Below are 13854 nucleotides of genomic sequence, written 5' to 3'. Positions count from 1 at the left end.
GTGTGGTGCGGATAGGGCACCGATGGTATCCGTATCCAAATGTGAATGTTTGGAAAACGCCCGATGCTTCAGAACACCGCGCCGGGCGCTGCTGCCGCCTTGCGGCGCCGCCCCACCTTGCGCTTGCCATACTCCTCAATGGCCACCACCAGCGCTTTGGTGAACTGCTCCACCAGGGCAGAGGGCACCCGCCCTTCGGCAGCCAGCACCTGCAGGCGCCGCTGCTGCAACTGCGCTTCGTCAAACGGCCGGGCCGCCAGCAGGCCTGCCTCCACCCAGCGCGCCGCCGTGAGATAGCTGGCCAGCACCACGTCCTGCCCGCTGAGCAGCGGCAGCAGTGCTGACGAAAAATTGCTCTCAACGGCAGGCACGTAGCGCAGCCCCTGTACCGCACAGCTCAGGTCGAACAGCTGCCGCCCCGTGGTGTTGGCCGCGCCCAGCAGCAGTGGGTAGCGCACCACATCGGCCACGCACACGCTGCGCTGGCGGGCCAGCGGGTGCTGTGCGGGCATGACGGCATAAATAGGGGCAATCGCCGAGTGCAGCACCTGCAGGCCCTTTTCGGGTGCCATGCTGTACTTCAGTGCCAGATCAACCTCGCCCCGCAGCACCAAGGCCGACACCTCCTGCGGCACCGCCACCTGCAATTGCAGCTGCACCTGCGGGTGCGTCTGCCGAAACCCCGCCATCACCAACGGCATGAAGGCGGCTGCGAACCCTTCCGTGCAGGCCAGCCGCACCCGCAAGGCACCTTGGGCGGACAGGTCCTGCAACTGATCCACCAGCTCCAGCGCCTGCGCATCGTGCGCGCTGGCGTGGGCCAGCAGCCGGGTGCCCGCCTCGGTCAGAGTCATGCCCCGGGCCTGGCGCTCAAACAGGACCACACCCAGGCTGTCTTCCAGCTTGCCCAGCTGGCGGCTCACGGCCGACGCCGCCACATACAGGCGTTGGGCGGCCTGGTTGACGGAGCCGGTGCGCGCCACCTCCAGAAAGTAGCGCAAAGGCAGGCTGAGCAATGAAACGGCCACGGCGTATCCAATCACAAAAAAGCAATGGTCAGTTGCCAAATCTCTATTCAAAGCAATGGTAAACCAGCATCCATCTTGCATGGCTTGAGGCTCCAATTCACCCATGCCCCGTTGCACCCGTTGGTGCCAGGGCGCTTCCCACCGGAGTCCGCATGAAAAGCCTTGTTCGAGCCTCGTTGTTGTCCGCTGCCCTGGCCGCCCTCGCCAGCGTCAGCAGCCTGTCGTTTGCCCAGACCGCCACGCCTTCGGAGGCCTGGCCCCAGCGCCCCGTGCGTGTGGTGGTGCCCTTCCCGCCCGGCGGCGGCACCGATGCCGTGGCCCGCGCCCTGGGCCAGAAGCTATCTGCGCGCCTGGGTCAGCCGGTGGTCACCGACAACAAACCCGGTGCTTCCACCATCATCGGCACCGAGAACGTGGTCAAGGCCGAGCCTGATGGCTACACCCTGCTGGTCTCGGGCTCCACCAGCTACACCGTGAACGCAGCGCTGCGCCACAAGCTGCCGTATGACCCGCTCAAGGACCTCGCCCCGGTGGCCATCGTGGCCCGCGCACCACTGGTGATCGTGGTCAATGCCAATGCGCCCTACAAGGACCTGGCCGCGCTGCTCGCGGCGGCCAAGGCGGCCCCCAAAACCATCAACTACGCCACATTCGGATCGGGCTCGGCCCCGCACCTGGTCGGTGCACTGCTGGAGCAGGCGGCGGACGTGCGCCTGCAGGACGTGCCCTACCGGGGCAGCGCGCAGGCCATGATGGGCCTGATCGGCGGCGAGATCCAGATGGCCATCGACACCGTGGCCAGCGCAGCACCCCATGTGCGCTCCGGCAAGCTGCGGGCGCTGGCGATTGCGGGCAACGAACGCGCTCGCGCCCTGCCCTCAGTGCCCGCCGTGACAGAGCAAAAGCTGCCGGATGCCGCCTTTGACGGCTGGTATGCCGTGGCCGCGCCAGCACGCACACCCGCCCCCATCGTGAACAAGCTGATCAAGGAAGTGGAAGCCGCGATGCTCGACCCCCAGTTGCAGGAACAGATCCGCGCCCAGGGCATGGAACCCGTGTTTGTGGGCCCCAAAGCCATGCACGCGGCCATGGACAACGAAATTGGCCGCTACCGCGCTCTGGCCCACCGCGCCAAGATCGTGGTGGATTGACGAACACCAGAACAGGACCCGCACCATGACCCGACAACACCTGATCGACAACGTGCACCGCTACTTCGACGGCGGCCAATTTGCCACCGACCTGCGCCGCCGCGTGGCCTGGCGCACCGAAAGCGACACCGGCAAGGTGCCGCCCGAGTTGCGCGCCTACCTCACCGACGAAATGGTGCCCTGGCTCACCCCCCTGGGTTTTGAGTGCCAGGTGCTCGACAACCCCTCACCCCAAGGCGGCCCCTTTTTGGTGGCCCGACGCGTGGAAGACCCCGCCCTGCCCACCGTGCTCACCTACGGCCATGGCGACGTGGTCAATGGGCAGGACGCCCAATGGCGCGAGGGCCTTTCGCCCTGGGCGCTGACCATCGAAGGCGAGCGCTGGTATGGCCGGGGCACGGCCGACAACAAGGGCCAGCACACCGTGAGCTTGGCCGCGCTGGCCCACACCATCGAGGCCCGGGGCGGCCGCCTGGGCTACAACGTGACGCTGCTCATGGAAATGGGCGAAGAGGCGGGCTCGCCCGGCCTGGGCGCCTTCTGCGAGCAGCACCGTGATGCACTGCAGGCCGACCTGTTCGTGGCCAGCGACGGCCCCCGTGTAAACGCGGGCCACCCCACCCTCTTCCTGGGTTCACGCGGAGCCATCAACTTTGCACTCACCGTGCGCAGCCGTGACAAGGCCTACCACTCGGGCAACTGGGGCGGCGTGCTCGCCAACCCGGCCACGGTGCTCACCCACGCACTGGCCACGCTGGTGGACGCGAAGGGCCGCATCCTCGTCAAAGGCCTGCTGCCGCCTGCGGTGCCCGACAAGCTGCGCACGGCGCTCAAGGATGTGGTGATCGGTGCCGATGCCGACGCCCCGGCGCTCACGCCCGGCTGGGGCGAGCCTGGCCTGACACCGGCTGAACAACTGGTGGGCTGGAACACGCTGGAGGTACTGGCGCTGGGCGCGGGCAACGCGCAGCGGCCCATCAATGCCATCCCCGCGCAGGCTGTGGCACATTGCCAGCTGCGTTTTGTGGTGGGCACCGACTGGCAGAACGTGCAAGCCACGCTGTGCGAGCACCTGGACGCACACGGTTTCAGTCAGGTCGAGATCACCATGGGCATGCTCTGCGGCGCCACGCGGCTCGATCTGCACAACCCCTGGGTGGACTGGACAATGGCCTCGCTGCATGCCAGCGCAGGCCAGCCCGCCACGCTGCTGCCCAACCTGGCAGGATCGCTGCCCAACGACATCTTTGCCGACCAGCTGGGCCTGCCCACGCTGTGGGTGCCCCACTCGTACCCCGCCTGCGCCCAGCATGCGCCCAACGAGCACTTACTGGCGCCCGTGGCGCGCGAAGGGCTGGCGGTGATGGCCGGGCTGTTCTGGGACCTGGGTGAGGCACAAGGCACGCCTTGGAGGGAAGGCGCCTTGATTGCACAAACTACAGCGGGAGCCTGAACAGCAACCTACAGCCCCCGAAACTGGCGCCGCCCAGGCGAGGGACACCAAGCAAGGGCCGCCCCGCAGCGATGGTGTCGTCCCCCCTCAGGGGGGAAGGCGCCGCAGGCGACTCAGGGGGGAGCCATTACAAAGCCGGGTCGCGCAGCTCCCAGCGGATCGCATCGATTTCCTTGAACACTTCGGGCGACAGCGTGGTGCCCCAGGCGTTCAGGTCTTCGTCCAGCTGCGCCACCGACGTCACGCCGATGATGGTGCTGGCCACCTGCCACTTGGTGTAGCAGAACGCCAGCGCCATCTGCGTGGGGGTCATGCCGTTGGCGCGGGCCAGTGCGTTGTAGCGGCGCGAGGCAGCCAGCGCCTCGGGGCGGCCCCAGCGCTGCTTGCGCACCGACTCATAGGTGGCAATGCGCGCGCCTTGGGGGGCGTTCGGGCCGGTGGTGCCGCTCTCGTCGTACTTGCCCGTCAGCAGGCCAAAGCCCAGTGGCGAGTACGCCAGCAACGACACATCCAGGCGGTGGCAGGTTTCGTCCATGCCGTTTTCCCAGGTGCGGTTGATCAGGCAATACGGGTTCTGCACGGTGGCCACACGCGGCAGGCCGTGCTGCTCAGCCAGGCGCACAAATTCGTGCACGCCATAGGGGGTTTCGTTCGACAGGCCGATGTAGCGCACCTTGCCCGCCTTCACCAGCCCGGCCAGCGCTTCGAGTTGCTCGCGGATGGGGGTTTGCGACGTTTCCTTGGCGGGGTCGTAATACATGTTGCCGAACGCGGGCACATGGCGCTCGGGCCAGTGGATCTGGTAGAGGTCGATCACATCCGTCTGCAGCCGGCGCAGGCTGGCCTCGCACGATGCCACGATGTCGGCCGGGGTCATGCCCTTGCCCTCGCGCACCCAGGGCATGCCGCGCGATGGGCCTGCCACCTTGGTGGCCACCACCAGCTTCTGGCGCGCGCCGGGGTTCTTGGCAAACCAGTTGCCGATGATGGTTTCGGTGGCGCCAAAGGTTTCGGCCTTGGCGGGCACCGAGTACATCTCGGCCGTGTCGATGAAGTTCACGCCGCGCGCGAGCGACTGGCTCAGGATGGCGTGGGAATCGGCTTCGTTGACCTGCTCGCCGAAGGTCATGGTGCCCAGGCAAATGGGGGTGACAAGCAGGTCACTCTGACCCAAGCGGACTGTGTTCATGCGGTGAAAGCTCCAGATGATCGGGATAAACAAGGCCTGCGGCGGCCCCGGTCGGCGATGGTACAAGCGAACGCCAAAGCCTGCCGGGCGCCGGACTCCTTGGTGACAGCGCGGCACAGGCGGGGGCATACCATCGCCTTACCATTTGCGGAACATGTACCAAGTTCTCAAACCCTCGCGCAGCAGCACGCTGCCCATGCGCCACCTGAGCTACCACGTCCGCCACTGGGGCCCCGACACCAGCCCGCTGCCCACGCTGGTGCTGCTGCACGGCTGGATGGATGTGGGTGCCTCGTACCAGTTCACGGTGGACGCGCTGCAACACGAGCGCCGCATCATCGCCCCCGACTGGCGCGGCTTTGGCCTGACCACCGGCGCGCCCGTGGACCACTATGTGTTTGCCGACTACCTGGCCGACCTGGACCTGCTGCTGGACCACTACGCCCCCGGCGAAGCCATCGACCTGGTGGGCCACAGCATGGGCGGCAACGTGGCCATGATGTATGCGGGCGTGCGGCCCGAGCGCATCCGCCGCCTGGTGAACCTGGAGGGCTTTGGCTTGCCTGCCACGCGGCCCGATCAGGCGCCCAAGCGCTATGCGCAGTGGATCGACGAGATCAAGCAGTTGCACACCGGCGACATGGCCCTCAAGAGCTACGACAGCCAGGACGGCGTGGCCCGCAGGCTGATGAAGACCAACCCGCGCCTGTCCGAGGACAAAGCTCAATGGCTGGCGGGCCACTGGGCGCAGCCCAATGCGCAAGGCCAATGGGAGATCCTGGGCGACCCGGCCCACAAGATCACCAGCGCCCAACTCTACCGGCTGGACGAAGCGATGGAGCTGTACAAGCACATCACCGCCCCCGTGCTGGCCGTGGAGGCCAGCGACGACAGCCTGGGCCAGTGGTGGAAGGGACGCTACACGCTCGACGAATACCACCAGCGCCTGACCCATGTGCGCAACTGCCGCACGGCCGTGGTGCACGACGCCGCGCACATGCTGCACCACGACCAGCCTGCGCAGGTGGCCCGCCTGATCGAGGAGTTTCTGGAGCAGGCCTAGCAAAAGTTCAAGCAAAAACAGGCTCCACCGCGCGATGGACAAGCCTTTTTAGCTATCATTTTTGATTTAACAACACATCCAAATCGGCCCGGCAGGCCCGGGCCTTTGCGCTCCAACGCCCATCGCAGGGCTTTGGCGAAGCACTTTGCTTGTCCCATGAGAAAATCGCGGGTTATTCAACAGAACACGCAGGACAAGAACCATGGACGCAGAACGCATCAACCTCATCGGCACCACCCTCAGCGACCTGGCTCTGCGCACGGCAGAGTTACGGAGGTATCTTTGACTTCGATGCCAAATTCGAACGCCTGCGCACGGTAAACGCATCGCTGGAAGACCCTTCGGTCTGGAACGATCCGAAGAAGGCCCAGGAGCTGGGCAAGGAACAAAAATCGCTATCCAGCGTGGTGGTCACGCTGGACAAACTCACCCGCGATCTGGCCGACAACGCCGAGCTGTATGAGATGAGCAAAGAGGAAGGCGACGAAGCCGGCCTTTTGACCATCGAATCGGAAGCCGCCACGATGCGCGCGGCGGTGGAAGAGCTGGAGTTCCGCCGCATGTTCCGCAACGAGGCCGACCCACTCAACTGCTTTGTGGACATCCAGGCCGGCGCCGGTGGCACCGAGGCCTGCGACTGGGCCAGCATGCTGCTGCGCCAGTACCTCAAGTACGCCGAGCGCAAGGGCTTCAAGGCCACGGTCGAAGACGAAACCCCGGGCGACGTAGCGGGCATCAAGAGCGCCACGATCAAGATCGAAGGCGAATACGCCTTTGGCCTGCTGCGCACCGAAACCGGCGTGCACCGCCTGGTGCGCAAGAGCCCGTTCGACAGCTCGGGCGGCCGCCACACCTCGTTCGCCTCGCTGTTCGTCTACCCCGAGATCGACGACTCCATCGAGATCAACATCAACCCCGCCGACGTGCGCACCGACACCTTCCGAGCCTCCGGCGCGGGCGGCCAGCACATCAACAAGACCGACTCGGCCGTGCGCCTCACGCACATCCCCACAGGCATCGTGGTGCAGTGCCAGGACGGCCGCAGCCAGCACAGCAACCGCGATGTGGCCTGGCAGCGCCTGCGCAGCCGCCTGTACGACTTCGAAATGCGCAAGCGCATGGAGGAGCAGCAAAAGCTGGAAGACACCAAGACCGACGTGGGCTGGGGCCACCAGATCCGCAGCTACGTGCTGGACAACAGCCGCATCAAGGACCTGCGCACCAACGTCGAAATCTCGGCCACGCAGAAGGTGCTGGACGGCGACCTCGATGCCTTCATCGAAGCTTCGTTGAAGCAAGGCGTCTGAGCGATGCGGATGCGCACCGACGCCATCATCTTCGACATGGACGGCACCATGATCGACTCCATGCCCTGGCACGCCCAGGCGTGGGTCGAGTTTGCACGCCGCCGGGGCATGGACATCGACGTGCCCGACCTCATGGCCCGCACCACGGGCAAGAACGGCACCGAGTGCATCGTGGAACTGCTGGGCCGTGCCGTGTCGCAAGACGAGGCCGACGCGCTCACGCACGAAAAAGAAACCATCTACCGCGAGCTGTTTGCCCCCCGCTTCGCCGAAGTGGCGGGCTTTCGCCAGTTTGCAGGGCAGGTGCATGCGCGCGGCCTCAAGGTGGCGGTGGGCACGGCGGGCGACATCGGCAACGTGGAATTCGCCCTGGGCCACCTGGGGCTCACACCTGCGCCGCAAGCCATCGTGCGCGGCGACGAGGGCCTGCCCGGCAAGCCCCAGCCCGCCATCTTTCTGGAAGCCGCACGCCGCATTGCGGCCGACCCGGCACACTGCATCGTCTTTGAAGACGCGCCTTTTGGCATCGAGGCCGCCCGCCGCGCGGGCATGCGCGCCGTGGCCATCTGCAGCACCCACACGCCCGAGCAACTGGCCGGGCCGCATGTGCTGGCTGCCGTGCGCGACTACACCGAACTCATGAACACCGACTTTCTGGAGAGCATCCATGTTGCAACTGCATAGCGCAGACGGAAGTGGAGACGGAGCAGGCCAGACCATCGCCATCCGCCGCGAGGACTACACCGCCCCCGCCTACTGGATCGACAGCGTCGAACTCACCTTCGACCTGGACCCGAACAAGACCCGTGTGCTCAACCGCATGGTGCTGCGCCGCAACCCGGACGTGGCGGCCGAGCCACTGAAGCTGGACGGCGACGAGCTGAACCTGGCGCGTGTGCTGGTCAACGGCCAGGGCACCTCGTTCAAGATGGAAGGCGCCCGCTTGGTGCTGGAGAATCTGCCCGAAGGCAATGAACCCTTCGCGCTGGAGATCTTCACCACCTGCTGCCCCGCCAAGAACACCCAGCTCATGGGCCTGTACGTGAGCCAGGGCACGTTTTTCACGCAGTGCGAGGCCGAGGGCTTTCGCCGCATCACCTACTTCCTGGACCGGCCCGATGTGATGGCCAGCTACACCGTCACGCTGCGCGCCGACAAGGCGCAGTACCCGGTTCTGCTCGGTAACGGCAATCTGGTGGACAGCGGCGCGCTGGAAGACGGCCCCAACGGCGCCCGGCATTTCGCCAAGTGGGTAGACCCGCACAAGAAGCCCTGCTACCTGTTCGCGCTGGTGGCAGGCAAGCTGGTGGCACGCGAGCAGCTCATCAAGAGCCGCTCGGGCACCAACCACTTGCTGCAGGTGTATGTGCGCCCTGGCGACCTGGGCAAGACCGAACACGCGATGAACTCGCTGATGTACAGCGTGGCCTGGGACGAAGCCCGCTTCGGCCTGCCGCTGGACCTGGAGCGCTTCATGATCGTCGCCACCAGCGACTTCAACATGGGCGCGATGGAAAACAAGGGCCTGAACATCTTCAACACGAAGTACGTTCTGGCCAGCGAAGCCACGGCCACCGACACTGACTTTGCCAACATCGAAAGCGTGGTGGGCCACGAGTACTTCCACAACTGGACCGGCAACCGCGTGACCTGCCGCGACTGGTTCCAGCTGAGCCTGAAGGAAGGCCTTACCGTCTTCCGCGACCAGGAATTCAGCATGGATCTGGCGGGCAGCCCGTCGGCCCGCGCCGTCAAGCGCATCGAAGACGTGCGCGTGCTGCGCACCGCCCAGTTCCCCGAAGACGCGGGCCCCATGGCCCACCCGGTGCGGCCCGACAGCTACGTCGAGATCAACAACTTCTACACCGTCACCATCTATGAAAAGGGTGCCGAGGTCGTGCGCATGCAGCACAACCTGGTGGGCCGTGACGGCTTTGCCAAGGGCATGAAGCTGTACTTCGAGCGCCACGACGGCCAGGCCGTGACCTGCGACGACTTCGTGCAATCAATAGCCGACGCCAACCCGGCCAGCCCACTCACGCAGCACTTGGCGCAGTTCAAGCGCTGGTACAGCCAGGCCGGCACGCCCCGCGTGCGCGCCACGGGCCGCTACGACGCCGCCACGCGCTGCTACGCACTCACGCTGTCGCAAAGCTGCGCGGCCACGCCCGGCCAGAGCGAGAAGCAGCCCTTCGTCATCCCGGTGGACCTGGGCCTGATCGACGCCCGCACCGGCGCCGCCCTGCCCCTGCACCTGTCGGGCGAAGAGTCGTCGGCCAGCACATCACGCGTGGTTGTGCTCACCGAGGCATCGCAGACGCTGACCTTCACCAACCTCGATGCCGAACCCGTGCCTTCGCTGCTGCGCGGCTTCAGCGCGCCCGTGGTGCTGGACATCGACTACACCGACGCACAGCTGCTGACGCTGCTGGCGCACGACACCGACGCCTTCAACCGCTGGGAAGCGGGCCAGCGCCTGGCACTGCGAATAGCTATCAATTCAATAGCAAATAACGCTTTACAGACAGGCGGCAACGGCCGATTTGAGCATCAAATCCTGCCCGCAGAGTTTGTGGACGCCATGCGTGCCGTGCTGCGCAACCCCTCGCTGGATGCCGCATTCAAGGAACTGGTGCTCACCCTGCCGTCCGAGACCTACATCGCCGAGCAGCAGGACGTGGTGGACCCACAGCGCATCCACGCCGTGCGCGAAGCCATGCGCGAGCAACTGGCCGTCTCGCTCCAGGCCGACTGGGAATGGGCCTGGGAGCAAAACCAGGACACCGGTGGCTACCGCCCCGACCCCGTCTCCTCCGGCCGCCGCGCGCTCAGCGGCCTGGCGCTGCACATGCTGTGTATTGCCGCCCAGCGCAGTGGTGATGCCATCTGGCCCGGCAAGGCCTACCAGCGGTTCAAGGTGGCGGGCAACATGACGGACCGGTTCAACGCGCTCACCGCCCTGGTCGCCAGCGGTAGTGAACTGGCCGCCCCTGCCCTGGCGCGTTTCCACGCCATGTTCAAGGACGAGCCCCTGGTCATCGACAAGTGGTTCGCACTGCAGGCCGGCGCGCCAGACCGTGGCGGCAACGTGCTGCCCGCCGTGCGCCAGCTCATGCAGCACCCGGACTTCAGCCTGAAGAACCCCAACCGCGCGCGCAGCGTGATCTTCAGCTACTGCAGCGCCAACCCCGGCGCCTTCCACCGCGCGGATGCAGCAGGCTACGTGTTCTGGAGCGACCGCGTGATCGAGCTGGATGCCATCAACCCGCAAGTCGCAGCCCGCCTCGCGCGCGCACTCGATCGCTGGAAGAAGCTGGCAGACCCCTGGCGCAGCGCCGCACGCGAGGCCATTGCCCGCGTCGCCGCCAAGCCTGACCTGTCCAACGATGTGCGCGAGGTGGTCACCCGCGCACTGGCCGACTAACCCCTTTAACGCAAAGACTTCCATGGCAAAAAGCATCAGCCTGACCCGCTACCTCGTTGAGCAGCAACGGGTGGACGGCCTCATCCCATCGCAACTGCGCCTGCTGCTCGAAGTGGTGGCCCGCGCCTGCAAAAGCATCAGCCACGCCGTGAACAAAGGCGCGCTGGGCGGCGTGCTGGGCACGGCCAGCAGCGAGAACGTGCAGGGCGAGATACAGAAAAAGCTCGACATCATCGCCAACGAGGTGCTGATCGAAGCCAACGAATGGGGCGGCCACCTGGCCGCCATGGCGTCCGAAGAAATGGACGGCATCTACCTGGTGCCCAATCGCTACCCGCAAGGCGAATACCTGCTGCTGTTCGATCCCCTGGACGGCTCCAGCAACATCGATGTGAACGTGAGCATCGGCACCATCTTCAGCGTGCTGAAAAAGCCCGACGGTGACCGGGGCGTGGAGGAAGGCGACTTCCTGCAACCCGGCACGCAGCAAGTGGCCGCTGGCTACTGCATCTACGGCCCGCAGACCACCCTGGTGCTCACCGTGGGCGACGGCGTGGCCATGTTCACGCTCGACCGCGAACAGGGCTCCTTCGTGCTGACCGAAGAGAACATCCGCATTCCCGAAGACACCAAGGAATTTGCGATCAACATGAGCAACATGCGCCACTGGGACGAGCCCGTGAAGCGCTACATCGACGAATGCCTGCAGGGCAAGGAAGGCCCGCGCGGCAAGGACTTCAACATGCGCTGGATCGCCAGCATGGTGGCCGATGTGCACCGCATCCTGACCCGTGGTGGCGTCTTCATGTACCCCTGGGACAAGCGCGAGCCCAACAAACCCGGCAAGCTGCGCCTGATGTACGAAGCCAACCCCATGGGCTGGCTGGTCGAGCAAGCCGGTGGCGCCGCCACCAATGGCAAGCAACGCATTCTGGACATCCAGCCCACCCAGCTGCACGAGCGCGTGAGCGTGATCCTCGGCTCAAAAAATGAGGTCGAGCGCGTGACAAGCTACCATTCCACGCTATAATTTGAGGCTTACGCCGGTGTAGCTCAGTCGGTAGAGCAGCTCATTCGTAATGAGAAGGTCGGGTGTTCGATTCATCTCTCCGGCACCAAGTCAGTAAAAGAAACCCCGCTATCGTTAAGATAGCGGGGTTTTTCGTTTTTGGTCTCTTACAGACTGTTTACAGACTATGTCTGCGGGTTTTCAAACAATCGAGAGTGATTTGCTTAGGGCAGCCCGGGAAAAACCCGAAAAGACTACTCAAGAATAGTGATCTGCCTGGCACCGGTCCCCTTGACGAATCTGCACCCGCCAAACGCGTGTCCCCTGTCAACATAACTCACCCCCTTCGATCTCGGCATGAGCAGAAAGCCCAGCGGTTCGCCCGAAGATATTGAGCGGGCCTTGCACACATCCAGGACGACGGAGTCTGCCACCGAGCTCCGCAGGGCGCTTGCAGTCATGTTGCCCGTCCTGCATGGTCTAAGCCTTAGTGAAACCGCATCCTTGGTCGGCCGGTCAGCGACATGGGTTGCGAAAGAACGGCAAAACTTCATCCAGAACACGCAGCACACTGACGCGGAGAAACCTAGACGCGGCTCCAGAAACCAGTTGATTCCTGCTGACGAGGAGGACGCGTTCATGGAGGAAGTCTGCCAAAGGTACATCCATCGCCATGCCGGATGGCGTCTAGGCGTGTACAGGGGACCGGATCACCTCCGACACGTGGAAATGAGTTTCGTCGAGGTCGCGCAGCTCGCCCTGGAGGAGCGGATTCAACGACCAACTACAAGAACTTCGGTCTACAACTTAATGGCGAGGACAGGGAAAAGGCGCTTCATAAACTACGAGCCCTACCTTTGGGAGCTAGCTTGCAAGCGAGGCTTGCCAGACTTTTTGCTCAAAGACGATCAGATCTCAGAGCACTTGGCCAAGCGTTATGGCTTGAGTCCGAAAAAGCCACGGAAAGCCGAGTAGCCATGATCAGTTCCTCAACGTATCGTGGGAAATATAAGTAAGGTCTTACTTTGAATCTCCGTCCTAAGATCGTCCTCGACAGTCCTTTCACCGGCCAGCAGCCGGCAGCAACGAAAGGACGCAATGACATTCAAGACCTCTCCAGCCCTGAGCGCCTACAGGTTCTCTGCGGGCATCGACTTCGTGAAATTCAGGTGCCTGCAGAAGCAAACTCTGCCGCCGCTTGACGGCAAAGCGATCTGGCCACAAAGCGCACCTGGCAAGCTGACAGTCCATGACGCGACGGCAGCAGATGTTGTCCAGCTCGCCAAAATCTTCCCCGGGGCTTTCATTGACGAGCTAGAAGTCAGGGTAGACATTCGCACGGCCAAGCAATTGACAGCCGAACAGCAGCACGTTGCCCTCACAGCCTTTACAACCGAGTTCGTCGTCAAGGGCCTCAAGCCTGTCTTCATCGATGGCACGAACAGCGGCTTCCGCGGTGCCTACGAGCCGTCCCTCAAAAAAACCATCCCATACAACCGCCGGGTGCCAGGCCCTGACGCGCAACTGCTCATGGGTCACCGCAACGATGGCGTTCAGGTCAAGTCCTACTACAAGCAGTTCGACCAAGGCAAGTCGTTATCCGTCGCTCAGCACTGTATTCGCGTCGAGGTCCGCATGGGCATGGTGGGCTTGGACCACCACGGCCTCTCCACCATCGAGGATCTCCTGGGCTTCAAATTCCGGAAGGCGCTCATGCCGTACTTCACCCACGTGTCCGGATCGAGGCGTAGGAAGGTGCGGAAATCTCGCAGGAGCCGCCTCCTCGAGCTCTTGCACTCAAAGCAAGGGGAGTTCGATCTGCCGCACTGGGAGCGCATCGGAGTGGGTGCATTTTTGCCTGGCGGCGAGCGTCAGAAACCCGACCTGGTTTTCAAACGCGACACAGAGCTGAACAACAGGATCGGCCAAGCGTTGGGGCGCCTCGAACGCACTTTCAGTGACGAAAAATTCGTGCGTTTTCTGATCTTCCAAAACACGGGAAGACCAGTATCCATGCGGCTTCCCGCCGCATTGGTTAAGTCAGCTATGACTTACTGATACTTACTAAACAACCTCTTCTTTTGCACCAAGAGGGCGACAACATCACCGCCTCGTCTGCCCTCCCCTACTGCTCCTAAATACCTTTAGAAATTCGTTCGACATGCTGACTCACAACACAGCCACACCTCTCGAAATGGAAACCCGAACCGTGGTGGATACCGCTACAGCT

General features: G+C 64.0%; 10 protein-coding genes and 1 tRNA gene. 9 read left to right on the top strand and 2 right to left on the bottom strand.

The annotated features are described in order from the left end of the window. Nucleotides 1-68: 68 nt before the first annotated feature. A complete protein-coding gene (locus tag ACYZGB_RS09415) occupies nt 69-1028 on the bottom strand; it encodes a LysR family transcriptional regulator (RefSeq protein WP_462387981.1) in 960 nt (319 codons plus the stop codon). A gap of 152 nt (nt 1029-1180) precedes the next feature. Between ACYZGB_RS09415 and ACYZGB_RS09410 the strand changes: the two genes are divergently transcribed. Continuing rightward, the gene (locus ACYZGB_RS09410; RefSeq protein WP_462387980.1) at nt 1181-2179 is read left to right on the top strand and encodes a Bug family tripartite tricarboxylate transporter substrate binding protein; all 999 of its coding nucleotides are present in this window, start codon (nt 1181-1183) and stop codon (nt 2177-2179) included. A gap of 25 nt (nt 2180-2204) precedes the next feature. Next, nucleotides 2205-3632, top strand: coding sequence for a M20 family metallopeptidase (locus tag ACYZGB_RS09405; protein ID WP_462387979.1), 1428 nt, complete (start codon nt 2205-2207; stop codon nt 3630-3632). A 127-nt stretch (nt 3633-3759) separates the two neighbouring features. Here the strand turns inward: ACYZGB_RS09405 and ACYZGB_RS09400 are convergent, their stop codons facing one another. Then, the gene (locus ACYZGB_RS09400; RefSeq protein WP_462387978.1) at nt 3760-4821 is read right to left on the bottom strand and encodes an aldo/keto reductase; all 1062 of its coding nucleotides are present in this window, start codon (nt 4819-4821) and stop codon (nt 3760-3762) included. Between the two features lie 154 nt (nt 4822-4975). On the opposite strand from ACYZGB_RS09400, the gene ACYZGB_RS09395 reads away from it, so the two are divergent. The 7 genes from ACYZGB_RS09395 (at nt 4976) to ACYZGB_RS09365 (ending at nt 13682) form a co-directional block, all read left to right on the top strand. Then, nucleotides 4976-5884, top strand: a complete 909-nt coding sequence (locus tag ACYZGB_RS09395) for an alpha/beta fold hydrolase (protein WP_462387977.1) — start codon at nt 4976-4978, stop codon at nt 5882-5884. Nucleotides 5885-6086: 202 nt separating this feature from the next. Beyond that, nucleotides 6087-7191 (top strand): peptide chain release factor 2 gene (gene prfB / locus ACYZGB_RS09390; RefSeq protein ID WP_109790915.1). Its coding sequence is split into 2 segments (ribosomal slippage): nt 6087-6167 and nt 6169-7191, totalling 1104 coding nucleotides; the frame shifts between segments, so codons are not numbered across the junction. A 9-nt stretch (nt 7192-7200) separates the two neighbouring features. Further along, on the top strand, nt 7201-7875 hold the full coding sequence (locus tag ACYZGB_RS09385) for an HAD family hydrolase (protein WP_462388025.1): 675 nt from the start codon (nt 7201-7203) through the stop codon (nt 7873-7875). Beyond that, the gene (pepN, locus tag ACYZGB_RS09380; RefSeq protein WP_462387976.1) at nt 7859-10615 is read left to right on the top strand and encodes an aminopeptidase N; all 2757 of its coding nucleotides are present in this window, start codon (nt 7859-7861) and stop codon (nt 10613-10615) included. The genes ACYZGB_RS09385 and pepN overlap by 17 nt, the downstream gene beginning before the upstream one ends. A gap of 22 nt (nt 10616-10637) precedes the next feature. After that, nucleotides 10638-11645, top strand: a complete 1008-nt coding sequence (locus ACYZGB_RS09375) for a class 1 fructose-bisphosphatase (RefSeq protein WP_063460605.1) — start codon at nt 10638-10640, stop codon at nt 11643-11645. A gap of 12 nt (nt 11646-11657) precedes the next feature. Next, nucleotides 11658-11733 (top strand) — tRNA-Thr (locus ACYZGB_RS09370). Nucleotides 11734-12722: 989 nt separating this feature from the next. Beyond that, on the top strand, nt 12723-13682 hold the full coding sequence (locus ACYZGB_RS09365; RefSeq protein WP_462387975.1) for a hypothetical protein: 960 nt from the start codon (nt 12723-12725) through the stop codon (nt 13680-13682). The last annotated feature ends 172 nt before the right edge of the window (nt 13683-13854 follow it).

This window comes from Acidovorax sp. Q11 (assembly GCF_054950075.1).
Note: the sequence above shows the minus strand (reverse complement) of the source record. Positions and strands in the feature narration are given on the sequence as shown.